Below are 24103 nucleotides of genomic sequence, written 5' to 3'. Positions count from 1 at the left end.
AAACATTAAGAATATACAACCAGGTCACCGTCGGGGTCGGCGGGGCGCAGTGGAACGACGCAAGGGAACCCGATGAAACGCAAGCTGACTCTCGCCATGCTGCTTTCGCTCTCCGCCACCAGCCCGCTGGCGTTGGCCCTGGGCCTGGGCGAGACGGAGGTGAACTCGACCCTCAATGCACCATTGCGGGCGAGCATCCCCTTGACCGACACCAGCGGCCTGCAGGCCGGTCTGCTCAATGTGTCGGTGGCCGATGAGCGCGCCTTCTCGGCTGCCGGCCTGCCGCGTACTCCGCTGGCCGCCAGCGTGAAGATGGAGGTGACGCGTCGACAAGGGCGCCTGGTGGTCGACCTGACCACCGAGCGGGCCGTGCGCGAGCCCTGGCTCGACCTGCTGCTGCGCTTCGACTGGCCGGGTGGCCAGCAGCTGCGGGAAGTGACCCTGCTGCTGGACCCACCGAACTATGACCAGCTTCCCGCTCTGGTAGCGGCTTCCTCCTCTGCAGCGCAGGAGCGCGCATCCTCGCCTCCTTCGTCCGCTTCCGCGGCAGAAGCGTCGTCGCGCCCGGTGGCACGAACCTCCGATGCCGGCACGGGCGGTGCCGCCCGGGTGCGCAGCGGCGATACCCTCTGGGCGGTCGCCGGACGGCTGCGGCCGGACAGCGGCATCAGCATGAACCAGATGATGGTGGCCCTGGTGGAGGCCAACCCGGAGGTCTTTCCCTCGGGCAATATCAACGCCATGCGCGCAGGGTTCACGCTCGTGGTTCCGCCCCGCGAGGCGATAGCGGCACGCTCTCCTGCCGAGGCAGAGCGTATCGTCCAGGCCATGAATCAGGCCTGGGCCAATCGAGGTAGCGGGGCGCCGGCGCGAGTGGCGCTGGGCGGTGCCTCCGACGCACCGACATCGGCCGTTGCCAGTGCGCCGGCACAGCGGGAGGCAGCGCCGGCGTCGGGGGATAACGCAGCGCCCGAACCGGTTGAAGCGGCGTCCGATGAGGCCGAGGACGGTGGCCAGGCCGCAAATGGTAGCGAGGAGACCCAGCGGCTGACCCTGCTCAGCGATGCCGAGGTGGCCGCCGAGGGTATCCCGGTCGAGGGGGTGTCGGAGCAACAGGGGGAAGCCGCCGCGACGCCGCAGAATGAGGGGAGTGCAGCTTCCTCCCTGGCCATGCCGCCTGGAACCGAGGGCGAGGGGCCGTTCATCGCGCCTGAGGTACTGGAGATGATCCGGGGTAGCGGCGGGCTCACCGATGACCAACGCCTGCTGCGCCTCGAGGCGCGTTGGCGCGAGAATCGTCAGGCGCTGGAGGCGGTGCGCAGCGAGCGTGACGCCCTGCAGTCCCAGCTCGGTGACCTGCGTGACGAACTGGACGCGATGCGCGATCAGCTGGCCGCAATGACGGCCGGCGGGCAGGGCGCCGATGCACCGGGCGGTGGCGGTGTGGTGGCACCCGGCAGCGAGCCGAGCACGTCCCAACAGACACCGTGGTGGGGCGCCCTCTATCAAGGCGCGACCGACCGCCCGCTGATGCTGGGTGGGGCAGGGCTGGCGGCGCTGCTGGCGCTGTGGGCGCTGGTGCGGTGGCGTCGCCGCGAGGAGAGCGAGCCGGCACCAGTGTTCAACGAAGCGCGACCGATAAGCGCGGCGGACAGTGGTGTGGTGGTGCCGGGCACTTCCCGGGCAGCGCGGGACGAGCCTCGCAGTGACGACAGGCCAGCGCCAGTGCGTGCGTCCATGCCCGAGGCCGAGGCGATCAACGAGGCCGATATCTTTATCGCCTACGGGCGCTACGACCAGGCGCGGGAGCTGCTGGAGTCGAGTCTGGCGCGTGAGCCGGACCGAGATGACCTGAGGCTGAAGCTGCTCAGGGTCCAGCTTGAGCAGGGCGAGCATGCGATGGCAGCGCGTCAGGCCGAGCTGCTGCGTGCCGGTGGGGACCCGGACGTCCAGGCCGAGGTCGCGCAGCTGATGGAGCGCCATGGGCGCGGTGCTGCCTCGGCGGCGTCGGAGCCGCCCATGACCGGCGCGACGGCCGATCGGGCCATTTTCCCCGAGGCCGACGAACTGCCGCCGCGCCGTTTCGATGCCTCCGACGCCCCTGAAGCGCCCGAAACGAACGAGGCGTCTTCCAGCGGGACGTCGTCGTCACAGCAGACGCCGGCCGATGAGTCACCTTCCCGCGAGGCACCTTCCGACGAGGCTTCTTCCCGCGGCGAACCACAGACGGCCCAGCCCGGCGGTGTGAACCACCATGAGGCCGAATCGGCCGACGAGCAGGCCGACCCGCTGGCGCGCTACCGCCCGCCGGAGCGGGAACCGGGCCCTGAAGCGACGCCGCAGGCGCCTGACACCCAGCGTCCCGACATCGCCGGCTCGTCCGGCCAGCAAGGCGAGGCGCCCGATGAGGCGTCCTTCGACCAGCAGCCCCAGGGACGCGAGGAACAGTCGAGCGAACCGCTGACGACCCGACAGGCCGACGACGGGCGCGAGATCATCGACTACCGTCCGCCGTCCCTCGAGGCGTCCCCCTCGCCCCGCGAGGAGACACCCATGCAGCCCAGCGTGGAGTTTACCTCGTCCACTCCCGACGCTGCCGGCGGGGCAGATGCCACGTCCGGATTCCGTTCCGCCCGGGAGACGCCCGAAGAGTGGGATGTCGAGGAGGTGGCCTTCCCGCCGCTGTCGCGAGATAATGCCCACTTTTCCGCAGCGGCTTCCTCCACGTCGACGCTGGCCGAGGCACGGCGCCTGATGGATGCCGGCGAGGCCGGCCAGGCCCGCGCTCTGCTCGAGAGCCTGATCGACGAGTCCGACGACCCGGATGCTCGGCAGGAGGCCCAGGAATTGCTGGATCAATCCGCGCAATGAGGCCGAATGACCCTTTTCCGATCCCTCGATGACCGCCATCCCCTGACTGGCCGCCTGGCCATGGGGGTGGAGTACGACGGCAGTGGCTACTGCGGCTGGCAGCGACTCAAGCATGCGCCTTCGGTGCAGGCGGCCGTGGAGGCGGCGCTCGCCAAGGTGGCAAACGAATTCATTACCGTGCATGCCAGCGGTCGCACCGATTCGGGTGTGCACGCCACCCGCCAGATCATTCACTTCGATGCCCCGGTGCCTCGCTCACAGAAGGCCTGGGTGTTCGGTGTCAACGCCAACCTGCCCCGTGATGTCGCGGTGCGCTGGGTGAGGTCGGTCCCCGATGCCTTTCACTCCCGCTTCAAGGCCCTGGCTCGGCGCTACCGCTACGTGATTCTCAACCAGCCGAGCCGTCCGGTACTGGAGCGGGCCAATGCCACCTGGTGTCGTGATCCCCTGGATGCTGACGCCATGCATCGGGCCGCCCAGGCGCTGGTCGGTGAACACGATTTCTCGAGCTTCCGGGCCGCCGGCTGCCAGTCGAAGACCCCCTGGCGCCACCTGCATTTCATCGAGGTGCATCGCCATGGCCCACTGGTGGTCGTCGACGTCCAGGGCAATGCCTTCCTGCACCATATGGTTCGCAATATCGTCGGTGCCCTGGTCACGGTAGGGCGTGGCGAACGCGGCGATGACTACCTGGGTGAATTGATGGCGCTGAAGAACCGGCGGCTGGCCGATGTCACCGCCCCGGCCTGCGGCCTGCACTTCGTCGATTCGCTTTACGACGCGAGCTGGGAATTGCCTCGCGAGCCGCTGGGCCCCAACCTGCTGGCCTTTCTCGGCGAGTGGACCGGCGAGCGAGCGCTGCCCGACTGCCCGATGGTCGAATTTCGTCGCGGCAAGCCAGTTGCGGCGGAGCAGGCGGCGACATGAGCGGGCGTACCCGCATCAAGTTCTGCGGCCTGACCCGCCCCGAAGACGTCGATGCCGCGGTGGCGGCGGGCGCCGATGCCCTGGGTTTTGTGCTCTGGCCGGGCAGCAAGCGCGCCGTCGACGAGCGGCGCCTGGTCGAGCTGACCGCACGCGTGCCGGCCTTCGTGACCCGGGTCGGTCTGTTTGTCGATGCGGACCCGGCGCTGGTCGCACGCTGCGCCGAGCACCTGGATCTGTTGCAGTTCCATGGCAACGAGTCGCCCGACACTTGCCTGGCCGCCGGACGCCCCTGGATCAAGGCGTTGCGCATGCGCGATGGTCTCGACCTGCATGCCGCGGCCGCGGCGTATTCCGGGGCTCGGGCGCTGCTGCTGGATGCCTACCGGCCGGGCGTGCCGGGTGGCACCGGTGAGACTTTCGACTGGTCGCGAATCCCCGCACGCCTGGCAAAACCTGTTATCCTCGCCGGAGGCCTGACGCCGGACAACGTGGCCGAGGCGATCGCCGCCGTGGCCCCGTTCGCGGTGGATGTTTCCGGCGGTATCGAGGCCGGCGCCGGCATCAAGGACGTGGCGCGCATGGCGGCCTTCCTGCGGGCCGTGCGTGGCGCCGACGACGCGCCCTCCGAGGCGTGAACTATTAGCTACAGCCCATTTCCCCTACACCCCTTCTGGCGACCCTGTGAGGTGTCTTTCGTGAGCAAGTTCAGTGACCTGACCCGACTGCCGGATGTCCGAGGCCATTTCGGCGCCTATGGCGGCCGGTTCGTCTCCGAGACCCTGAGCTTCGCCCTGGACGATCTGGCCAAGACCTACCTGAGTCTGCGCAACGATCCGGACTTCCTGGCGGAATTCGACTATGACCTGGCCCATTTCGTGGGCCGTCCGTCACCGCTCTATCACGCCGAGCGATGGTCGAAGCAGATCGGCGGGGCGCAGATCTGGCTCAAGCGCGAGGACCTCAATCACACTGGGGCCCACAAGGTGAACAACACGGTTGGCCAGGCGCTGCTCGCCAAGAAGACCGGCAAGCCACGCGTGATCGCCGAGACCGGCGCCGGCCAGCACGGCGTCGCTTCTGCCACGGTGGCGGCTCGCCTGGGGCTGGAGTGCGACGTCTACATGGGGGCAGCTGACGTGGAGCGTCAGAAGCTCAACGTCTATCGCATGCGCCTGCTGGGGGCTAACGTCATTCCGGTAGAGTCCGGCACCCGCACCCTCAAGGACGCCATGAACGAGGCGCTGCGCGACTGGGTGACCAACGTCGACACCACCTATTACATCATTGGTACCGTGGCCGGCCCCCACCCGTACCCGATGCTGGTGCGCGACTTCAACGCCGTGGCCGGCCGCGAGGCACGCCGCCAGTCCTTCGAGGAGTTCGGCAAGCTGCCCGACGCCCTGATTGCCTGCGTGGGCGGCGGCTCCAACGCCATGGGCCTCTTCTATCCCTTCGTCGAGGACGACGAGGTGGCCATGTATGGCGTCGAGGCGGGGGGCGATGGCGTCGAGACCGGCCGCCATGCCGCGCCCCTGGCGTCCGGCGCGCCGCGCGGCGTACTGCACGGCAATCGCACCTACCTGATGTCCGACGAGGGTGGTCAGGTCTCCGATACCCATTCGGTCTCGGCCGGCCTGGACTACCCGGGCGTCGGCCCCGAACATGCGCTGTGGAAGGACGTCGGACGGGTCAACTATGTGGCCGCCAACGACGATGACGTGCTTCAGGCCTTCCGCGAGCTGACCCGCGTCGAGGGCATCATGCCGGCGCTGGAGACCGCTCACGCCCTGGCCTACGCCAAGGTGCTGGCGCCGACCATGCGCCCCGACCAGAACATCGTGATCAACCTCTCGGGTCGTGGTGACAAGGACATCATGACGGTAGCCAAGATCGACGGGATCGAATTCTGATGACGGCCCAGACCATGAATCGTATCGACCAACGCTTCGCCGCGCTCAAGGCCGAGGGCCGCCGCGCGCTGATTCCCTATATCACCGCCGGCGACCCGGCCCCGCAGCACACCGTCGGCTTCATGCATGCCCTGGTGGAAGCGGGCGCGGATATCATCGAGCTGGGGGTGCCGTTCTCGGATCCCATGGCCGACGGGCCGGTGATCCAGAAGGCCTGCGAGCGTGCCCTCAAGCACAAGGTGCGGCTGTCTCACTTGTTCGAGATGGTGCGCGAGTTCCGTCAGACCGACAGCGAGACGCCGGTGGTGCTGATGGGCTACCTCAATCCGGTGGAGCGCCTCGGTCTGGCAAACTTTGCCGACCAGGCCGCGGCGTCGGGGGTCGATGGCGTGCTGATCGTCGACATGCCGCCGGAGGAGGCCGACGATGTCGGCCCGCTGCTCAAGTCGCGCGGGCTGGCCTCGATCTTCCTCGTCGCCCCTACCACTTCGCGGGCCCGGGCCGCTACAATATGCGCCCACGGCGAGGGCTACATCTACTATGTTTCGCTCAAGGGCGTCACCGGCTCGGCAAGCATCAATGCCGACGATGTCGCCGACCACCTGGCGCCGCTGCGTGAAATGACCGATCTGCCGCTGTGCGTGGGCTTCGGTATCCGCGACGGCGCTTCGGCAGCCGAGGTGGGCAAGGTGGCCGATGGCGTGATTGTCGGCTCGGCGCTGGTCAATCGTATCGCCGAGAACGTTGAGCGTCCCGAGGCGATCCCTGCCGCTCTCAAGGCGGTGCTGGGGGAGATGCGCCAGGCGTTGGATGCCTGAGTCGGGCCCGTCGCCAACCGAATCGACCCTGCCCCCGCTGTTGCCGGGGGCATCAGCCTATACGGAAGTGTTTCTGACATGAGCTGGCTAGACAAGATCGTGCCCTCGGTGGGCCGCATCCAGCGCAAGGATCGTCGCGCGAGCGTGCCTGACGGCCTGTGGCGCAAGTGCCCCAAGTGCGAGGCAGTGCTCTATCTCCCCGAACTGGAGAAGCACCATAACGTCTGCCCCAAGTGCGACCATCACCTGCGGCTGACCGCCCGCAAGCGGTTGGACTGGTTCCTGGACAAGGAGGGTCGCGAAGAGATTGCCGCCAACCTCGAGCCGGTCGATCGTCTCAAGTTTCGCGATTCCAAGAAGTACAAGGACCGCCTGGCAGCCGCCCAGAAGGAGACCGAAGAGAACGATGCGCTGATCGCCATGCGCGGCTCCCTCGAGGGGCTGCCGGTGGTGGTGGTGGCCTTCGAGTTCACTTTCATGGGCGGTTCCATGGGCGCCGTGGTGGGCGAGAAGTTCGTGCGTGCCGCGACCCTTGCCCTCGAGGAAGGCATCCCGTTGATCTGCTTCTCCGCCTCTGGCGGGGCGCGGATGCAGGAGGCACTGTTCTCGCTGATGCAGATGGCCAAGACCTCGGCGGCCCTGGAGAAGCTCAAGCAGGCCGGCGTGCCCTACATCTCGGTGCTGACCGATCCGGTGTTCGGTGGCGTCTCGGCGTCGCTGGCGATGCTGGGCGATCTCAACGTGGCCGAGCCCAATGCGCTGATCGGCTTCGCCGGCCCTCGGGTCATCGAGCAGACCGTTCGCGAGCAGCTGCCGGAAGGCTTCCAGCGCAGCGAGTTCCTGCTCGAGCACGGCACCGTGGACATGATCGTCCACCGTGGCGAGATCCGTGAACGGCTGGGCGGCGTGCTGCGCAAGCTGACGCACTGGCCCGCAGCGGGGCAGGACGCGGAGGTCGTCGGCCAGCCTGATCTGGTGCAGGCGGCCGAGCAGGCCGAGCTCGATGAAGTGGACAAGCAGGACGATGGGCAGATAGCGGGCGAACCGCCGACAACCGCGCCGGCGGACGATTCTGCCGCCGAGCAAGCCGGCGAACGCCCCAACCCGGCGCGCTGACCGATCGGCATGAGCAACCAAGCCCTTCCCGATACGCTTCCAGGCTGGCTAGCTCGCTTGGAAGCGGCCCATCCGGTGGGTATCGACCTTGGCCTGGAGCGCGTGGCCGAGGTCGCGCGTCGTATGGGGTTGTTCGACGCCCCGCTTTGCGAGCGGGTCATCACCGTGGCCGGGACCAACGGCAAGGGCTCGACCGTGGCCATGCTGGAGGCCCTGGCCCGGATTCATGGATGGGTCACCGCGACCTACACCTCGCCGCATCTGCTGCGCTACAACGAACGCCTGCGTCTGGACGGCCAGGAGGCCGACGACGCGACGCTGATCGCCGGCTTCGAGGCGGTGGAGGCAGCCCGCCTGGCGGGCGAGCCGGTCAGCCTGACCTACTTCGAGGTGGGTACCCTGGGCGCGCTGTGGGCCATCGCGCGAGCAAACGCCGACCTGGCGATCCTCGAGGTGGGCCTGGGCGGTCGCCTGGATGCCGTCAACATCATCGATCCGGATGTGGCCGTGATCACCACCGTGGCCCAGGACCATGCGGCCTTCCTTGGCACCGACCTGCAGGGTATCGGCCGCGAGAAAGCCGGAATCCTGCGCGCCTCACGGCCTGCAGTGCTGGGCAGCATGACGCTGCCGGCGAGCGTTCGCCAGGTGGCCGATGAACTCGGCGCCGAGGTCTACGCGCTGGGTGAAGCCTTTCAGCGTGACGGCGATGGCGAAGGATGGTGCTTCTGGGGGGCCAATCGCATCACCGATCTCCCCGACCCCGGCCTGCCCCTGGACAATGCCGCCACGGCCCTGCAGGCCCTGAGCCTGGCCGGTGTCGAACTGTCGGATGAGGCCTGTCGCCGTGCGCTTGCCGACGTCACGCTGCCCGGGCGTATGCAGTGGTTGGGGCAGTGGTGCCTGGACGTGGGCCATAATCCCCATGCGGCCACCTACCTGGCGACGCGTCTCGCGGCGCGGCCCTGTGCCGGGCGCACCATCGCCTTGCTGGGCATGCTCGGCGACAAGGATGCCGATGGCGTGATCGCCGCCCTGTCGCCGGTGGTGGATGCCTGGGTGCCGGCGAGTCTTGCGGGGGAGCGTGCTCGTACGGCGGATGATCTGGCCGGGCGCCTGATGCGCCATGGCGGCGAGGTCTGGCATCGCGGCCGCTCGCCCGTGGAGGCGGCCGAGTGGTTGGCGGCTCGGCTCGCGCCCGATGATCGCGTGCTGGTCTGTGGCTCCTTCTTCACCGTGGCCGAAGTGCTGGAAGGGCCGCTGGCGGCGAGCCAGGCCTCGGCGCAGACTGCAGGGGAAGACAGCGTCATCGAGGGAGCGAGATGAGATACGGAATGCGAGAACGCCTCAGCGGCGCAGTGATCCTGATCGCCCTGGCGGTGATCTTTGTGCCCATGCTGTTTGACGAGCCGGCGCCGCGCAGCGAGCGCCCTCAGCCGGTGATGACCATCGAGCAGCCGGTGGAGGTGGAGAGGCGTGACGTACCCGACCCCACGCCGCCGTCGAGCCTCGGCCAGATACAGTCGCCCAGCGGGTCTGCATCGCCCGATCAGGACAGCGCGGAGGCGCGTGGCGAGGTGCCCGCCGCACAGGCGGAAGCGCCCGAGATCGGGTCGGCCGCCGCCGAGCGCGCCGACGCCGAATCCGCCGAGACCGTCACCGAGGGAGCCTCCGAGACAGGCGATGCGTCGTCCGAGGATCCCATCGCCGAGCTGGCGCGGGCGGCCGACCAGCGCCTGTCGAGCCAGGCCGAGCAGGCAAGCCGCGCACCGGCTCGCGAGGGCGAATGGGCCGTCCAGGTCGGCAGCTTCGCGGAGCCGGGCAACGCCGAGCGCCTCGAGTCGAACCTGGCCGCCCAGGGCCTGCCCGTCTATCGCAGAGCCCGGGACAACGGCCTGACCACCGTCTATGTCGGTCCCTATGCCACCTCTCGTCAGGGTGAGGAGGTGATGGCCACGCTCAAGGCCGAGTCTAACCTCCAGGGCTTGCTGGTGCGGGTGGACAACTGAGCATGGCGCTGACCTGGATCGACTGGCTGTTCGTGGCGGTACTGATGGTGACCGGGCTGACCGGCCTGCTGCGCGGGCTGATTCGCGAGGCGCTGGGCCTGGCCGCCTGGATCATCGCCCTGCTGGTGGCACGCCTGCTGGCCGAGCCGGTGGCGGATCTGTTTGCCGGGCTGATCGACAACCCGGATGGGCGTCTGGTGCTGGCCTTCGTGCTGGTGATCTTCGCGGTGATCCTGCTCTGCGGCATCGTCATCCGCATGCTGCATGCGGCCGTGGAGTGGGTCGGGATGGGGCTGCTGAACCGCGTGACCGGTGCCGCCTTCGGCATGGCCAAGGGGGCAGCGGTCCTGGTGCTGGTGACGATCCTGATCAATCTGACGCCGCTGGCCAATCTGCAGGCCTGGCAGGACGCCGAACTGCGCCCGACCTTCGAGCAGCTACGGGACTGGGCGCTGAGCCATCTCGAAGGTTGGGAGGGGCGTCTGCCCGAGGCGCCGGAATCGCTGCGCGACCTCTCTCTGCCGGCACCGGACACTGACAAGGTCCCGCCAGCGGACGGCGACGCAACGACGCCCTGACACATGAAAACGGGCCGGACCACGGTCTAGCCCGACTCTTCAAAGCAAGCTCCAGGCAAGCGAGGTAAGGTGGAATGTGCGGTATCGTGGGCCTGATGGCCAAGCAGGCGGTGAACCAGGGCATCTATGACGCCCTGACGGTGCTCCAGCATCGCGGTCAGGATGCCGCCGGCATGATGACCTGGCATGATGGCCGCTTTCTGCTGCGCAAGAGCAACGGCCTGGTGCGGGACGTCTTCCATACCCGCCACATGGCGCGCCTGAAGGGCAACCTGGGTATCGGGCATGTGCGCTATCCCACCGCCGGTTCCTCCAGCGAGGCGGAATCGCAGCCGTTTTACGTCAATTCGCCCTACGGCATCACCCTGGCTCACAACGGCAACTTGACCAATTCCGACCAGCTCAAGCAGGAGCTGTTCTCCTCCGACCTGCGCCATATCAACACCAGCTCCGACTCTGAGGTGCTGCTCAACGTCTTCGCCCATGAGTTGGGCAAGCAGGGCCTGCACCTGGCGCCCGGCGACATCTTCGACGCCGTGCGTCGCGTCCACCGCCGCTGCCGAGGCGGCTATGCCGCAGTGGCGATCATCAACGGCGTGGGCCTGGTGGCCTTCCGTGACCCCCACGGGATCCGCCCAGTGGTGTTCGGCACCCGCGACGAGGGCGAGGGGCAGGAGGTGATGATCGCCTCCGAGTCAGTGGCCCTCGACGTCGGTGGCTTCGACCTGCATCGTGACCTGGCGCCCGGTGAGGCGATCTTCGTCGACATGACCGGTGCCATCCATACCCAGCAGTGCGCCGACCATCCGCGACTCACCTCCTGTATCTTCGAGCATGTCTATCTGGCACGCCCCGACTCCATCCTCGACGGCGCCTATGTCTACGGCACCCGCATGCAGATGGGGCGCAAGCTCGGCGATCGCATCCAGAACGAATGGCCGGCGCACGACATCGACGTGGTGATTCCGATTCCCGATACCTCGCGCACCTCCGCCCTGGAGCTGGCCCAACACCTGGGTGTGACCTATCGCGAGGGCTTCATGAAGAACCGCTATATCGGGCGGACCTTCATCATGCCGGGTCAGACCCAGCGCAAGAAGTCGGTGCGACAGAAGCTCAATGCCATCGGCGTCGAGTTCAAGGACAAGAACGTGCTGCTGGTGGACGACTCCATCGTACGTGGCACGACCTGCAAGCAGATCATCCAGATGGCCCGTGAGGCCGGTGCGCGCAAGGTCTACTTCGCCTCGGCCGCGCCACCCGTGCGCTATCCCAACGTCTACGGCATCGACATGCCGGCGGCCAGCGAGCTGATCGCGCATGGGCGCAGCGAGGCCGAGGTGGGGGAGCTGATCGGTGCCGACCGGATCTTCTATCAGGACCTCGACGACCTCAAGGCCGCCTGCCGGGAGGTGAACCCGGAACTCGAGGCCTTCGACTGCTCGGTGTTCGACGGCCGCTATGTCACCGGCGATATCGACGAGCATTACCTGTCGGATCTCGAGGCCTCGCGCAGTGATGACGCCAAGGCGCAGCGCAGCGCGGGCGATCATGCCCTGGTGGGGATGCACAATCAGGAAGACGACATCGACGACTAAGGGGCACGTCATGCAGCAGGATCCGACATCGCAGCAGCAATGGGCGCTCGAGACCCTGGCCATTCGTGCCGGTCACCAGCGCACCCACGAGCAGGAGCATGGCGAGCCGATCTTTCCGACCTCGAGTTTCGTCTATGACAGCGCGGCCGAGGCAGCCGCCAAGTTCAGTGGCGAGGCGCCGGGCAACGTCTATTCACGTTTCACCAACCCCACGGTGCGTACCTTCGAGCAGCGCCTGGCGGCCATGGAGGGGGGCGAGCGCTGTGTGGCCACCAGTTCCGGCATGGCGGCGATCCTTTCCACCGCGCTGGCCCTGCTTCAGTCCGGCGACGAGATCGTCGCCTCGCGGTCGCTGTTCGGCTCCACGGTCAGCCTGTTCGACAAGTATCTGGGCAAGTTCGGTATCACCACCCGCTACGTCGAGCTTTCCAGCCTCGAGGCCTGGGAAGCGGCAGTCACCCCGGCCACCCGGCTGCTGTTTGCCGAGACGCCGTCCAACCCGCTCTCCGAGGTGGTGGACATCGCCGCGCTGGCGAGTATCGCTCGCCGCCACGAGGCGCTACTGGCCATCGACAACTGCTTTCTGACCCCGGCGCTGCAAAAGCCGATTGCCCTGGGGGCCGACCTGGTGATCCATTCCGCCACCAAGTACCTGGATGGGCAGGGCAGGGCAGTCGGCGGGGCCGTGGTAGGACGTGACAAGGAACTTGAGGAAGTGTTCGGGGTGGTGCGCACCTGCGGCCCCTGCCTGAGCCCCTTCAATGCCTGGCTCTTCACCAAGGGCCTGGAGACCCTCAACCTGCGCATGCGGGCGCATTGCGAGAACGCCCGGATCCTTGCCGAGTGGCTGGAGGGGCATCCCGCCGTGGCGCGGGTCCATTACAGCGGCCTGGTCACGCACCCCCAACACGAACTCGCCAGTCGCCAGCAGCAGGGCTATGGCGCAGTGCTGGGCGTCGAGGTGAAGGGGGGACGCGAGGCGGCCTGGTCGGTGATCGATGCGACGCGCATGCTCTCCATCACCGGTAACCTGGGAGACGTCAAGACCACCATCACCCATCCCGCCACCACCACCCATGGGCGACTCTCGGAGGCGCAGAAGGCGGCCGCCGGGATCACCGAGGGGCTGATCCGTATCGCGGTCGGCCTGGAGGCCATGGAAGACATCCGCGCCGACCTTGCCCGGGGGCTCGACGCCCTGGTGTGACGCGATTCCCATAATCTCTGCTCTTGGCGTCTTGACCTGTGTCTGTCGCCGTCATCTCATCAGGGCATGTATTCACCCCGCCTCATTCATCACGATGACGAATGAGGGTTTTCAACCGACGGGTTGCCGTATAGGCCCACTTCAACGTCATGCGGTCGCTTGATAGACGGTTGTTATATACCTGAATCGGTTTTGACTGGTCTTTTCATGACTTTTAAGAATTGATGTCGAGCGTCAGCGCAGCCGTCCCCGCCGACCCCCTTTGTGGTCGCCTTGCCTGCTGCATAGATCGTGGTGACGCCGGGAGTCAGACTAGGGCGGTCAGCCGAGGTAGCCCCTTAAGCAAGGTGGGCCACCATTTGTCGGCCGCATCGCCGAGGTGAACCGAGATGCGCCGGGTATGCAGCGACAACGTCGCCGCGTCCTTGAGCACCTGCTCGCGCAGCCGCATCAGGGCGTACGGCTCTCCAGCAAGCGCCGCAGCCCAGGCAGGACCTGGTAGGCGTAGAGGCTCAGCAGCAGGCTCACTTCGTTGCGGGCCATCACGTCCTGGATGGTGGAGGCGCAGACACCGCGATCGGTCGACGAAAGGTGTACATCGAGCGCCGACTTCACCTCGCCCATGTGCGCCTCGGCGCTGCCACGCTTGCGGTACAGCGCCAGGACCTTCTCCGGCGGCCAGTCGAACTTGCCGAGGTTGGTGACCAGGAAGAAGGCATGAAGCAGTAGGTCATCGGGGAGCTCCTGCACCACCAGCACGACGCGCCGCGGCGTTGGCCAGGAACCGGCTTGGGACTCAAGGCCGTGGCACCACTCCCGTGGCTGTTCGGGTGTCCGGCCTGGTGGGCGCTTCAGGTACGGTGCCGCTAGCTTCTGAAGCCCCGAGTGACTGCGCAGTCGCCCCACGTACTCGATGCCGCGTTCTTCCAAGGCCTCCAGCGTGTCGTTGTCGGTAAAATCGCCTCCACTGGGTGCTGGACGTCACGATGCAGGAAGACCAGAGCCGCCATCCCCGAGATCATGGCCCTGAGAACCTGGCCCTGCCGCGCCGACTGGCGTTCAACGTCGCCAAGTTGGAGCCTTCCAAAGGGTCAATGAAAGGCAAGCGAAAGCAAGCAGGCTGGAATGACGACTAAATACTGAGCCTCATTCGTCAGTTCGCTCAACTGCGATAGCCCTGGGATCTCGACGTGCGATTGCCCTGGGGGCATCGCTTGAGCCGCGAGTTGCGGCAAGTTGGCTCGCAGAGCTCAGCTTGCATCTCTTGGTGACTTATAAGCTTCTGCCGCTTCCTTCAGGTTGGCCAGCATGGGACCTAGGTTCTCGCTTAAGGACTCGACCGCCGGCCGTGCGTAATAAAAGCCCTGCTGTCGTGTGATGCCCACGCTGGCCAGCCATATCGCCTCGCCGCGGGTTTCGACACCTTCCGCGACCAGCAGCATACCCAATTCATCCCCCAGACCCTTGACGGCCCGAATCAGCGCCTGTCGTCTGAGGTCCTTGTTGCAGCCCATCACCAGGTCGCGGTCGACCTTGAGGTGGTCAGGCCTGAGGTCCGTCAGCATGTCCAGGTTGGCAAAGCCGTTGCCGAAGTCGTCAAGCGCGGTCTTGAATCCCTTGGCGCGATAGCTTTCGATGATTCGGTGCAGGTGGCGCCGGTCGTTGACACGCTCCGTCTCGGTGATCTCGAACACTATCCGGCTGGTGGGCCAGGCCACGCGATCGCAGACCTCGAGCGTGGCCTGGATGCACGCCTCGGGTTCGTAGACCGCGTTGGGCAAAAAATTGATCGAGAGGTCTTGCTGCATACCCAGTCTGCTGGCCAGCTCGATGGCGCGGACCCTGCAGGCCTGGTCGAAGCGGTAAAGGAGATCGTCGGTCACGCGGGAGAGTATGCTCCACGCCGACTCCCCTTGCGGGCCGCGTACAAGCGCTTCGTACATGATGATGCGTGCTTCACTGACGTCGACGATCGGCTGGAATGCCATGGTGAACTCGAAAGGGAGGTCCCCTTCACACCGCCCGCAGCGACCCTCCGTCATTGCGCAATAACTCATAGGCTTGCCCTTTTCCTCAGCGCCTCACCGCTGAATTGATCTTCATGGTTCCCGGGTCAGGAGTAGCTCAACTCGGCGGTTGGCTGCGCGTCCACGGGGTGTGTCGTTGCTCTCCAAGGGCTGTGTATCGGCATAGCCGATGGCTCGCAGTCGCGTTTCAAGCAGGCCAGCGTCAGCGAGGTAGCGAAGTACCGAGGTCGCCCGCCCGGTGGATAGCTCCCAGTTAGAGGGAAAGCGGTTGGTGGAAATGGGGATGTTGTCAGTATGCCCCTCGACCGATATCCGTCCGTCAAATGTCTCAAGCGTTTCCATCAGGTCTTGCAATACCCTCTGTCCACGGGGGGTGAGGCTGGCCTGCCCACTGGAGAACAGCAGGTTATTGTCTATGCGTAGCGTGATCCCCCTATCGCCCTCGGCCACGCTGACGCCCTCAATACCCAAATCGGTAAATCCAGGCTGCAGTCCCTCATGGCGGGGCTTTATACCGGAGGCCATCGGCGCGAGTCCTGGCGAGATGTCCATGGCGGCTGATTGCGCCGCAGGGGAAATCGCTTGTGCGTGATCGCCGGAGAGCTGGCTACCGCGGGTGGCCTGGCCATTGCCTGTCATCGACAGTAGAAGGACGAAGAGCGTGATCAGCAGGGTCAGGACGTCCAGATAGCTCATGAGCCAGCTTTCTCCGTCATCATGACCCTGGCCAGGCGGGCTGAGCGCCTGGCGGATGTCCCTGTCACGCATGCTGACCGGTCTCACCTTTGTCACGACGCTCGGCTGGAGATTCCGGGTCGCGAATCTCGTCATGGTAGTTGGCGACAAAGGAGTTCAGCGTCTCCTCGATGAACGATGGCAGGCGGCGCTTGGTGATCAGGGAGATGCCTTCGAGCACCATGTTCATTGCAATCAGGCGCTCCTCGGTGCGACGCTCGAGCTTCACGGCCACGGGCTTGAACACCAGGTTAGCCAGCAGTATGCCGTAGAAGGTAGTGAGCAGAGCAACGGCCATGCGTGGTCCGATCACATGCAGGTCACCGGCTTCCATGACCTCCAACATGTTGACCAGGCCTACCAGGGTGCCAATCATCCCGAAGGCGGGGGCATAGGTAGCCATGGTACGGAAGATCTGAGCTTCAGCGTGTTCGCGGGCCTTTAGCCGGGAGATTCGCCAGCGCAGGAGGTCGAAAATCTCATCTTCCTTGGTATTGGCAATCACCAGTTGTATGCCGGTGCGCAGGAAAGGGTTGCGAGTCTGCTCCAGGGAGGCCTCTACCGCGCGCACATCTCCCTTGAGCCAGAGCCGGGAGATATCCACCAACTCCTTGATATCGTCGCGAATATAGGTGTTTTCGCGGCGAAAGACGATGGCCACCAGGCGAACGACCCTGAGTACTTCCTTGAGGGGGTAGCTGATGAACGTTGCGGCCAGCGTGCCAGCCACGACGATCCCGAGGCCCGGCAGGTTGATGAAGCTTTGCGGTGATTCGGCGGTGAAGAGCAGAACGCTGGCGAGCAGCACGCAGCTGGCCAGTATTCCGATCAGTGTCGAGGGGTTCATACACGGCTCCGGAGAGTAGGCGGCAAAGGCATATAGACGTTATCGGACGGCGAGCAGGATACTTTAATCTTGCTGCTGCTGCGCACGGACACTTCCTGGAAAGGGTGATAACCTTGGCTCTGCATCAGCTGCCCAGAACGGCTTTCCAGCCTGCTTGGAGCAGCTATTCATCGAAGGGAGTGAGAGAGAATGGCAGGACAAGAGGGGGCGGACAATTTTACCATCGCAATGCACCCGATCCACGACGCTGACTATTCTCACGTGGCCGACCGTCTCGTCTATCAGCAGCATGACAGTGATCATGATGATCCTGTGAGCAACACGGCGAGAGCCTTGAGTGCGGCCCTGTATGAAATTGATGATGGACAGCGATTGGCTTCAAGAGAGCTGTTCATCGAACTGCCCAGCGAGTGGCTGGTGCGTCAGGATCTTCTGCCGACGCCAGCCGCTCGCGTCGTTATCTGCTTGCCCCCTAGTCTGGAGATTACGCCGGAGGTGGCTGACAGCCTGAGAAGGATTCGTGAGCGGAGATACCGCATCGCTGTACCCGACACCATTGATGGTGTGTTGGATGCCGACGGGGAGAGCATTGCCGACATTATCGAGATCGATGCTTCTCGCCCTCTCGACGTGGAGAGGTTGCAATCCCTCAAGGTGAGGGGGTTTCGATTGCTTGCCGAACATGTTCAGGACCATGAACAGCTCGAGCAATGCCTTGCGGGTGGCTGCGATTATGTGAATGGTCGCTATCTGTCACGGCCACACTACCACGTATCCAAGCCGCGGGGACGGCACGGCAATCGTGCTGCGCAGCTCAGGCTTATCAATGAGCTCTATCGCGACGACGTTGACCTCGCTCGTCTTCATGACCTTCTTCTGCAGATGCCGCATTTGCATGTGGCCATCCTGCGTCGCGCCAATTCGAGCTATTTCGGCCAGCGCCAGCAGCAGTCGGACCTGCGCCGGGCGATACAGGTGATCGGACTCAATGAGCTTCGCAGGCTGGTGATGACGATGTCGCTGGCCAGTTACATGCCATCATCACGGATCACGCTCAGGATGGCCTTGATCCGAGCCTTCATGTGCCAGAACCTTGCCGAGCCCTTCCGCACGATTGATCCCGAAGAGGCCTTCACCACGGGCCTGTTCTCGATGATGTCGGCGCTGCTCGACGAGGATCAGGAGGCTCTGCTAGCCGAGTTGCCTCTTGCCGAGAGAATCCTTCAGGCGCTCGAGCAGCATGAAGGTCACCTCGGCGCCATTCTGGCCATCTGCGAGGAGTACGAGCAGCAGTTAGCGGAGAATACCTCCGAACATTCGGTTCAGCGGCTGCAGGCGTGTTATATCGATGCCCTGGAAAAGACCGATATCCTGATGGGGCGCTTCTAGCTCCGACGAGTCACTAAAGAAATATTATCAAGGTTTAAAGCCTTTATAGCTCACTGGATTGAAAAGGACGCAAGCGTAAGGCAGCCACGGCAATATGCCACTATGGGCTTTTCTTCCGCGCGCCGCAGAGGCCACCAGATCACCGGCGGTTTCGACGTCAGCGGTTCACCTCAGGTGGTCATTGGTAGCAGTTCAGAGAGTCAAAGCGCCCACTCCTTGAGTGGGCGCTTTCATGGGAGATCACAGAGTCCCGGCCGGGCTCAGAAGCTTGCCCACTCCAACTCCGAAGAGTCCACGTTCCTCGTGCCCTTTTGGGGGGATTGAGGTTTTGGCGACATACTCGCCATCCTGCCAGCCGTGTCGCAATCGACCGCCGTTGAGCTCTCCGGCAATCGAAATGCCGACATGGCTGCCATGAGCTGCTGGGCATGCTGACGCAGGTGGTCCGCGGCAGTCGCACTCTCCTTGACCAGTCCGGCATTCTGCTGGGTCACGCGATCCATCTGAGTGACCGCAGCGCCGGCTTCCTGGACGCCGGCGCGCTGTTCAGCGCTGGCATGGCTGATCTCCTGCATTATCTGGCTGACCCGGCCGATGGAAGACACAATGTCTTCCGTGGCCTGGCTCGCCTCGGCGGCGCGCTGGTTGCCCTGCTCGACGCGTTCACCGTTGCGCTGGATCAGATCGCCGATGTCGCGTGCTGCATCGGCACTGCTCTGAGCCAGCTTTCGCACTTCGGCCGCAACGACCGCAAACCCGCGGCCATGCTTGCCGGCCCGAGCCGCCTCCACTGAGGCATTGAGCGCCAGGATGTTGGTCTGGAAGGCAATGCTGTCGATGGTTGAGATGATGCTGGCGATCTCGTTAGAGCTTTCGTCGAGCTCATGCATGGTAAGGGTCATGTCGTGCACTGCCTCGCCGCCTTGCTTGGCTGTGTTGCTGGCGCCTGCGGCTTCGCGACTCGCCTGCTCGGCGTTGTCAGTGTTCTGAGTGACGGTGCTGTTCAACTCTTCCATGGCCGATGCCGTCTGCGTCAGGGCGCTCGCCTGCTGTTCGGTACGGGAAGCAAGGTCACCGTTACCCTCGGCGATCTGCTCGCTGTTGATGGCTAATGAATCAGCAGCGGCGCGTACCTGAGCGACGATGCCCTGAAGCTGGCGGGACATCGTCACCTGGGCGGCCATGATGCTATGCGTATCTCCCTTGCGCAGATGGCCCTCGGTGGCCAAATCACCGCGGCCTATGGCTTCAGCGAATGCTTTGACCTCATAGGGTTCCGCTCCCAACTCCCTCGGTAACTGCCGTGACAGCAGGAAGGCGATGAGGCCCCCGATCACCAGGGCCGCCAGGCATAGGCCGAGCATCAACATCTGAAATCCGGAAGCGGTGTCGCGAGCACTGGCCGTGTCGACGGCCGTGGCTGCTTCCTGATGGTCGATGAAGGCATTGATATCATCGAGCCATTGGAAGAAGGCGGGGCCGGCGGCGCTGAGCAGGACATCGCGCGACTCGGCAATGTTGCCGCTATATCGCGTGAGGCAATGATGTCACTGGCCAGGGCGTTGGTGCGTTCTGCCTGGGTGTCGATCGCCGCCAGCAGGCGACGCTCTTGCTGGCTGGGAGCGCTGGCTTCCAGCGAGCTTTCCATGCCTTGTACGGCGGCCTGGTAGTTGTCGCTAAGCACTCGATAGTCGGCCTGCAATCGCTCCAGTTCAGCCTCTGAGGTGACCAGCGTCATGTCACGCAGCAGGATGGCGCGGTCGTGGACGCTGCCTCGCCAGTCGATAGCATGCCTTAACTTGACGCCGTTGACGTCATTAATGGTGGTCAGGTTGCGGTCGATGCGGTTGACCTGCTCGATGCCGATGACGGTGAGCACGACAATCAGAGCGAGGACGGCGGAAAATCCGCAGACGAGACGGACGCGGATGCCGAGGCGTGCCACTCTGGCCATGAGTGAATTCATTGTTAGTGTTTCCTTGTGCGATGCGGCGGGTGAGGGCGCCTGGTGATAGCGCGCCCCTGCTCATGTCGCAGCCTAATACCGATACATAACTTATACAATATATTTATTTTGTACCGTTTTCTTGTACAGCATGAGCCGTTCTAGCCCTCTGCAAGGCCCAGTGGTTTGAGGTAGGTCGTCTTCCTTGCCTGGCCCTAACCCGGAAGACAACAACCGGGTAGCCTTCCGGCGGCAGGCGGAGGGGATGGTCAATCGTGGAGCTTTGCTCGCAGGCGGCTGACCGCTTGGCTGTGCAGCTGGCAGACGCGTGATTCCGATACACCCAGCACCGCCCCGATCTCTTTCAGATTCAGCTCTTCCTGGTAGTAGAGGGCCATGAGCAGCTTCTCGCGTTCGGGCAGCGCCTCAATGGCCTGGATCAGTTGCTGGCGTTTCTCCTGATCCATCAGTCGGGAGAAGGGGCTTTCCAGTGTTCGGTTTTCCAGCCGAGACTCACCCCCTTCGGCCATCAGTTCCTCGAAGGGCAGCAACTGGCCACTGTTAGTATCGTTCAGCAGGCGCCGGTACTCCGGCAGGGGCATATCAAGCGCAGCCGCAATCTCCGTCTCTTCCGGCGAGCGCCCCAGTTGCTGTTCCAATCGGCGAACCGTCTCGTCAACGGCCCTGGCGCTGCGTCGCACGCTGCGTGGCAGCCAGTCTCTGCTGCGCAGCTCATCCAGCATGGCGCCTCGGATACGCTGGTTGGCAAAGGTGGCAAAGCTGGCGCCCTGTCCCGAGTTGAAGCGTCCCATGGCTTCCAGCAAGCCCACGGTGCCTGCCTGAATCAGGTCGTCGAGTTCGATGCTGGATGGCAGCCGTACCTGCAGGGCGAGTGCCTGTCGGCGAACCATGGGCAAGTACTCTGTCAACAGTTCGCCCTGATCGATCTTCCCTTGTGCCGTATACATCCTCTTGCCTCACAGCTGGGCGGCAGTCCCCTTGGCGGGGTGGTCTTGCCGAACTCGGTTTATCGATGGTTCACGATCACCTGAAGGTCGCCTACCGTTTCGGGGCGCTGCCCTTCCGGTAGGAAGAAACGGAACTCCAGCGCCTCATCGGCTGCTAGCCCTTCCAGAGCGTGGGTGGTACCACGCATGGCTGACAAGGGAACACAGCCGGCCGGATGGCAGAGTCTGACGCTCAGGTTGCTTCCCGGCGCCAGTCGATAGCGCCAGGTGAGGCTGTGTATGGCCTGATCACTGGCCTGCATGCCGACCGGTCTCAAGGCGTCGGACGCTGTTTCGCGGCCCGTCAGGCTGACCCTCGTCTCGGGTGCATTGGCGACCCAGCTGCCGGCGGCCTGCAGATCGCCGAACACGACGGCAACCAGCAGTCCCAGAGCCACTCGAGCATAGCGTCTCATTTCGCCATCACCAGTAGCTCGATGCCCAGGCGGCTCCAGGCTGCCTGTTGCAGGTTGTCCAGTAGGCCCCTGCGCGGCATGTCCGGCGCATGCACGGCCAGGAGTCTGCAGGGACCTTCTCGGTCCTTGAGACTTGCCAATACTCCGAAAGCCCGGCGGAAGGCCTCCGGGTCGTTGCCGACCCAGAGGGCCCAACGTGGCTGTTGTATGAGCAGCTCTGGCAGACAGGGACTGCTGAGCGTCACCGGGACCACGCGCCACTGAGTGGCTGACCCGACCCAGCGGCGTCCTTGCGCCGCCCAGTGATCCAGCAGATCCATGACCCGTCGAGTCTGGTGCGGTGAAGTGCCCGGCAAACCCACCACAACGAGTGTTCTGTGGGCAAGCGCAGCGCTTGTCTCTCTCCTGGAGAGAGAGGGGAGCGCGGGTTGGGTGTCTGCCCATTGACGAAGTCCAGCTGCCTGATCGGCGACTATCACCTCAGCTCCTCCAGCGCGGCTGAGCCGACGTGACGAATGGCATCTCGGGCGCCGAAGAGATAGATCAACGCTTCCAGCAGGGCGACATCACGGCGCCGACGACGCCCCTTCACGAGCCCCAGGAGTTCAGCGCGCAGATCCATGGCGGCTTGGTCGCAGCCATGCTCGAGATGACTGGCGGTGGCGGTCATGCCGGCCGCCAGCAGCAATCTTAATTCCGGTCGTGTCGGTGCAGGCAGCAGGCGTGTCAAACGCTCCATGGTACGGCGAGTCTGCTGTGCAAGCCCTTCGGCCCGTAGGTGGCCAAGCAAAAGGGGCAACGCGTCCTCGTGATGGCTGACGGTCGACATCCAATAGCGACGCCCAAGGTCCTTGCCACTTTCAGGATCGCTCAGTATGCCGAACCAGGCTTCCAGGGGTTTTCCGGACACGCTTTCCTTTCGACGGGCCGGAGACGCCGTGACAGTGAGTTGTGACAGCGCTACTTGGCAAGGTTGGCCGCGGAGTCGGCAACTGGCCTGCACGGATGGTGTGGCAAGTTGGGCAAGTTCTGAAAGGGCGTGACGTTCTGCGCCATGGATCACCCGCTGCCCAGCGCGGACCTGGCTGGACCAGGCGACCTGCGCTCCATCAAGCCACTGCCAGGCATCGGTATCCGGTAGGGAGGGGAGCAGATGGACACTGACGCCCTGCACTTCGTCTGACATGGCCAGCCGGTTGACCTGGCCGATGGGTTGTCTGTGTTGCAGGTTCGGTAGGGCTAACCAATGGCCCTGTGCGTCTACCCCCAGGTCGGGCATTGCCCAGTCATGGCCCTTCAAGGTTCGCCGGGAGCTCCATAGCATGCCCACGCGGTCGCATCTCTTGGCAGCCTGCAGGAGCAGGGTATCGAGACGAGCTGCCTGAAGTTCATCGGGCAGCGCGGAGATGTCCCAGGCGGACTCAAGGTCACGGAAGCCCACCAGTCGCTGACGAAGCCCTTGGAGGGTGGACGACAGCCGCCGTCCCTGACCGAGCAGGTCACCTCCCGCGAAGTTCCCTGGCGGCGTCCGGGGCTGCTGAGAGGCCGATGGTTCAGTCAGAGGAAGCGGCGTGCGCGTGGCCAGGGCCTGGATGATCAGCGCCATCGGATCACCCGGGGCCAGATCCTCGGGGACGCGCTGTCCGTGAGAGACGAATGTCAATCGCAGACCATGGCGTATCACCGTCTCCAGCGCTGGTGCCAATCTCGCCGCCTCGTCCTCCTTGGTCAGCAGGCAATCATTGAGTTCGGCACCTGTCGCTCTCGCAGCCTGACGGTAGCGAGTGGCCACCTCGTCAAGGGTCTCCGGCTGGCTGGCCGCGTTGAGCAGGAGCACCATTCGTACCCTGACGCGGCCCGCCTGCAGCTGAGCAACCTGCTCGATGATGCGCTGGTCGCGCTGGCTCATGCCAACCGTATCGATGATGACCCAGCGGCGACCTTGGAGGTGGCGAGCCAGGCTGTCGACGGGTTGGCCGGGGGCGAGGGCGTGCATGGGTATCCCCAGCAGCTCGGCATAGATCCGCAGCTGTTCGTGGGCACCAATGCGGAAACTGTCGGTAGTGATCAGCGCGACCTGCTCGGCCCCGTGGCGTTGAACGAAGCGAGCCGCTAACTTGGCCGTCGTGGTGGTCTTGCCCACCCCAGTCGGGCCGACCAGCGACACGACGCCAGGTGGGTCGAAGAAACGTGCTTCCTGCTCGAGGGTAGGCAACCTGGCTGCCAGTCGACGTTGCAGCCAGGCAAGGGCACGAGGGTCATCAATATTGCCGTCATCGAGTTCGGCAGGGAGCGCTTGCAGCAGTTCATCGGCCAAAGCAACACTGAATCCGGCTTCTTGCAGCAGCCGCTTGAGTCGCGTGCGGCCATCCCGGGGCGGAACATGGCGTGCCTGCTCCCGAGCCAGCAGAGCGCGCATGTCCTGCATCTCGCGAAGCAGTTGCTCGCTCATGGACTGCAGGGAGCGCTCGTCCATGGGCGCAGTGCCAGCCTCTGGAACCTCTGGTATGAAGGGGCCATCGAGCGATTCCTGTACCGAAGTTGCTGTGATGCCTTCCATGGCTTCGTCAGCCATCGCCAGAATTTCCACGCCCTGCTCGGTGCGCCGGTTGGCGAGGATCAAGGCATCATCTCCAAGCGACTCACGCACCTGGCGCATGGCGTCTCGAGTGGTGTTGCCCGAGAATCGAATGACACTCATCT

The 24103-nt window shown here is 64.7% G+C and carries 21 protein-coding genes and 1 pseudogene; 12 read left to right on the top strand and 10 right to left on the bottom strand.

Annotation, left to right across the window (positions count from 1 at the left end):
* Positions 1 to 72 precede the first annotated feature (72 nt).
* The 11 genes from FHR95_RS02270 to FHR95_RS02220 all read left to right on the top strand — a co-directional run bounded on the left by FHR95_RS02270 (position 73) and on the right by FHR95_RS02220 (position 13034).
* A complete protein-coding gene (locus tag FHR95_RS02270) occupies positions 73 to 2871 on the top strand; it encodes a FimV/HubP family polar landmark protein (RefSeq protein ID WP_183313198.1) in 2799 nt (932 codons plus the stop codon).
* 6 nt (positions 2872 to 2877) lie between these two features.
* The gene (truA, locus tag FHR95_RS02265) at positions 2878 to 3798 is read left to right on the top strand and encodes a tRNA pseudouridine(38-40) synthase TruA (protein WP_183313197.1); all 921 of its coding nucleotides are present in this window, start codon (positions 2878 to 2880) and stop codon (positions 3796 to 3798) included.
* Complete coding sequence (locus tag FHR95_RS02260) at positions 3795 to 4433, top strand: phosphoribosylanthranilate isomerase (protein WP_183313196.1); 639 nt, start codon at positions 3795 to 3797, stop codon at positions 4431 to 4433. The genes truA and FHR95_RS02260 overlap by 4 nt, the downstream gene beginning before the upstream one ends.
* Before the next feature lie 60 nt (positions 4434 to 4493).
* The gene (gene trpB / locus FHR95_RS02255; RefSeq protein WP_183313195.1) at positions 4494 to 5708 is read left to right on the top strand and encodes a tryptophan synthase subunit beta; all 1215 of its coding nucleotides are present in this window, start codon (positions 4494 to 4496) and stop codon (positions 5706 to 5708) included.
* 14 nt (positions 5709 to 5722) lie between these two features.
* Complete coding sequence (gene trpA, locus FHR95_RS02250; RefSeq protein ID WP_183313384.1) at positions 5723 to 6526, top strand: tryptophan synthase subunit alpha; 804 nt, start codon at positions 5723 to 5725, stop codon at positions 6524 to 6526.
* Between the two features lie 78 nt (positions 6527 to 6604).
* The gene (accD, locus tag FHR95_RS02245) at positions 6605 to 7642 is read left to right on the top strand and encodes an acetyl-CoA carboxylase, carboxyltransferase subunit beta (protein ID WP_183313194.1); all 1038 of its coding nucleotides are present in this window, start codon (positions 6605 to 6607) and stop codon (positions 7640 to 7642) included.
* A 9-nt stretch (positions 7643 to 7651) separates the two neighbouring features.
* Positions 7652 to 8968 carry a bifunctional tetrahydrofolate synthase/dihydrofolate synthase gene (gene folC / locus FHR95_RS02240; protein ID WP_183313193.1) on the top strand — a complete coding sequence of 439 codons (1317 nt, stop codon included), beginning with the start codon at positions 7652 to 7654 and terminating at the stop codon, positions 8966 to 8968.
* 8 nt (positions 8969 to 8976) lie between these two features.
* Complete coding sequence (locus tag FHR95_RS02235; RefSeq protein WP_246378317.1) at positions 8977 to 9651, top strand: SPOR domain-containing protein; 675 nt, start codon at positions 8977 to 8979, stop codon at positions 9649 to 9651.
* Positions 9652 to 9653: 2 nt separating this feature from the next.
* A complete protein-coding gene (locus tag FHR95_RS02230) occupies positions 9654 to 10229 on the top strand; it encodes a CvpA family protein (protein ID WP_183313191.1) in 576 nt (191 codons plus the stop codon).
* 74 nt (positions 10230 to 10303) lie between these two features.
* A complete protein-coding gene (purF, locus tag FHR95_RS02225; RefSeq protein WP_183313190.1) occupies positions 10304 to 11827 on the top strand; it encodes an amidophosphoribosyltransferase in 1524 nt (507 codons plus the stop codon).
* 10 nt (positions 11828 to 11837) lie between these two features.
* A complete protein-coding gene (locus tag FHR95_RS02220) occupies positions 11838 to 13034 on the top strand; it encodes an O-succinylhomoserine sulfhydrylase (RefSeq protein WP_183313189.1) in 1197 nt (398 codons plus the stop codon).
* Positions 13035 to 13341: 307 nt separating this feature from the next.
* Here FHR95_RS02220 and FHR95_RS02215 read toward each other — a convergent pair.
* The 4 genes and pseudogenes from FHR95_RS02215 to FHR95_RS02200 all read right to left on the bottom strand — a co-directional run.
* Positions 13342 to 13991: pseudogene (locus FHR95_RS02215) on the bottom strand (transposase); the annotation flags it as partial.
* Between the two features lie 293 nt (positions 13992 to 14284).
* The gene (locus tag FHR95_RS02210; protein ID WP_183313188.1) at positions 14285 to 15091 is read right to left on the bottom strand and encodes an EAL domain-containing protein; all 807 of its coding nucleotides are present in this window, start codon (positions 15089 to 15091) and stop codon (positions 14285 to 14287) included.
* Positions 15092 to 15133: 42 nt separating this feature from the next.
* Entirely contained in the window at positions 15134 to 15829 is a 696-nt protein-coding gene (locus FHR95_RS02205; protein ID WP_183313187.1) for an OmpA/MotB family protein, read from the bottom strand.
* Entirely contained in the window at positions 15822 to 16643 is an 822-nt protein-coding gene (locus tag FHR95_RS02200; protein ID WP_040187060.1) for a motility protein A, read from the bottom strand. The genes FHR95_RS02205 and FHR95_RS02200 overlap by 8 nt, the downstream gene beginning before the upstream one ends.
* Before the next feature lie 189 nt (positions 16644 to 16832).
* Here FHR95_RS02200 and FHR95_RS02195 point away from each other — a divergent pair, with 189 nt between their 5' ends.
* Positions 16833 to 18032 (top strand): EAL and HDOD domain-containing protein, encoded by a 1200-nt coding sequence (locus FHR95_RS02195; protein WP_183313186.1) that lies wholly within the window; start codon positions 16833 to 16835, stop codon positions 18030 to 18032.
* Positions 18033 to 18292: 260 nt separating this feature from the next.
* On the opposite strand, the gene FHR95_RS02190 is transcribed toward FHR95_RS02195, so the two are convergent.
* The 6 genes from FHR95_RS02190 to flhF form a co-directional block, all read right to left on the bottom strand.
* Positions 18293 to 19402 (bottom strand): methyl-accepting chemotaxis protein, encoded by a 1110-nt coding sequence (locus tag FHR95_RS02190; protein ID WP_246378316.1) that lies wholly within the window; start codon positions 19400 to 19402, stop codon positions 18293 to 18295.
* Complete coding sequence (locus FHR95_RS17085; protein ID WP_246378315.1) at positions 19396 to 19986, bottom strand: MCP four helix bundle domain-containing protein; 591 nt, start codon at positions 19984 to 19986, stop codon at positions 19396 to 19398. Before FHR95_RS17085 ends, FHR95_RS02190 begins: the two co-directional genes overlap by 7 nt.
* Positions 19987 to 20246: 260 nt before the next feature.
* On the bottom strand, positions 20247 to 20945 hold the full coding sequence (locus FHR95_RS02185) for an RNA polymerase sigma factor FliA (protein WP_183313185.1): 699 nt from the start codon (positions 20943 to 20945) through the stop codon (positions 20247 to 20249).
* A gap of 59 nt (positions 20946 to 21004) precedes the next feature.
* A complete protein-coding gene (locus tag FHR95_RS02180) occupies positions 21005 to 21400 on the bottom strand; it encodes a flagellar protein FlhE (RefSeq protein ID WP_183313184.1) in 396 nt (131 codons plus the stop codon).
* Positions 21397 to 21720, bottom strand: a complete 324-nt coding sequence (locus FHR95_RS02175) for a hypothetical protein (RefSeq protein WP_183313183.1) — start codon at positions 21718 to 21720, stop codon at positions 21397 to 21399. Before FHR95_RS02175 ends, FHR95_RS02180 begins: the two co-directional genes overlap by 4 nt.
* Positions 21721 to 21875: 155 nt before the next feature.
* Positions 21876 to 24101, bottom strand: a complete 2226-nt coding sequence (gene flhF, locus FHR95_RS02170) for a flagellar biosynthesis GTPase FlhF (RefSeq protein WP_183313182.1) — start codon at positions 24099 to 24101, stop codon at positions 21876 to 21878.
* Between the last annotated feature and the right edge of the window lie 2 nt (positions 24102 to 24103).

Source organism: Halomonas fontilapidosi, assembly GCF_014192285.1.
GTDB lineage: Bacteria > Pseudomonadota > Gammaproteobacteria > Pseudomonadales > Halomonadaceae > Halomonas > Halomonas fontilapidosi.
Note: the sequence above shows the minus strand (reverse complement) of the source record. Positions and strands in the feature narration are given on the sequence as shown.

What these genes read in the sequence shown, in the direction of transcription:
- FHR95_RS02270 (WP_183313198.1), top strand. Translation starts at nt 73, where the DNA reads ATGAAACGCAAGCTGACTCTCGCCATGCTGCTTTCGCTCTCCGCCACC.
- truA (WP_183313197.1), top strand. Translation starts at nt 2,878, where the DNA reads ATGACCCTTTTCCGATCCCTCGATGACCGCCATCCCCTGACTGGCCGC.
- FHR95_RS02260 (WP_183313196.1), top strand. Translation starts at nt 3,795, where the DNA reads ATGAGCGGGCGTACCCGCATCAAGTTCTGCGGCCTGACCCGCCCCGAA.
- trpA (WP_183313384.1), top strand. Translation starts at nt 5,723, where the DNA reads ATGAATCGTATCGACCAACGCTTCGCCGCGCTCAAGGCCGAGGGCCGC.
- accD (WP_183313194.1), top strand. Translation starts at nt 6,605, where the DNA reads ATGAGCTGGCTAGACAAGATCGTGCCCTCGGTGGGCCGCATCCAGCGC.
- folC (WP_183313193.1), top strand. Translation starts at nt 7,652, where the DNA reads ATGAGCAACCAAGCCCTTCCCGATACGCTTCCAGGCTGGCTAGCTCGC.
- FHR95_RS02235 (WP_246378317.1), top strand. Translation starts at nt 8,977, where the DNA reads ATGCGAGAACGCCTCAGCGGCGCAGTGATCCTGATCGCCCTGGCGGTG.
- FHR95_RS02230 (WP_183313191.1), top strand. Translation starts at nt 9,654, where the DNA reads ATGGCGCTGACCTGGATCGACTGGCTGTTCGTGGCGGTACTGATGGTG.
- purF (WP_183313190.1), top strand. Translation starts at nt 10,304, where the DNA reads ATGTGCGGTATCGTGGGCCTGATGGCCAAGCAGGCGGTGAACCAGGGC.
- FHR95_RS02220 (WP_183313189.1), top strand. Translation starts at nt 11,838, where the DNA reads ATGCAGCAGGATCCGACATCGCAGCAGCAATGGGCGCTCGAGACCCTG.
- FHR95_RS02210 (WP_183313188.1), bottom strand. Translation starts at nt 15,091, where the DNA reads ATGAGTTATTGCGCAATGACGGAGGGTCGCTGCGGGCGGTGTGAAGGG.
- FHR95_RS02205 (WP_183313187.1), bottom strand. Translation starts at nt 15,829, where the DNA reads ATGCGTGACAGGGACATCCGCCAGGCGCTCAGCCCGCCTGGCCAGGGT.
- FHR95_RS02200 (WP_040187060.1), bottom strand. Translation starts at nt 16,643, where the DNA reads ATGAACCCCTCGACACTGATCGGAATACTGGCCAGCTGCGTGCTGCTC.
- FHR95_RS02195 (WP_183313186.1), top strand. Translation starts at nt 16,833, where the DNA reads ATGGCAGGACAAGAGGGGGCGGACAATTTTACCATCGCAATGCACCCG.
- FHR95_RS02190 (WP_246378316.1), bottom strand. Translation starts at nt 19,402, where the DNA reads ATGTTGATGCTCGGCCTATGCCTGGCGGCCCTGGTGATCGGGGGCCTC.
- FHR95_RS17085 (WP_246378315.1), bottom strand. Translation starts at nt 19,986, where the DNA reads ATGGCCAGAGTGGCACGCCTCGGCATCCGCGTCCGTCTCGTCTGCGGA.
- FHR95_RS02185 (WP_183313185.1), bottom strand. Translation starts at nt 20,945, where the DNA reads ATGTATACGGCACAAGGGAAGATCGATCAGGGCGAACTGTTGACAGAG.
- FHR95_RS02180 (WP_183313184.1), bottom strand. Translation starts at nt 21,400, where the DNA reads ATGAGACGCTATGCTCGAGTGGCTCTGGGACTGCTGGTTGCCGTCGTG.
- FHR95_RS02175 (WP_183313183.1), bottom strand. Translation starts at nt 21,720, where the DNA reads ATGGATCTGCTGGATCACTGGGCGGCGCAAGGACGCCGCTGGGTCGGG.
- flhF (WP_183313182.1), bottom strand. Translation starts at nt 24,101, where the DNA reads ATGAGTGTCATTCGATTCTCGGGCAACACCACTCGAGACGCCATGCGC.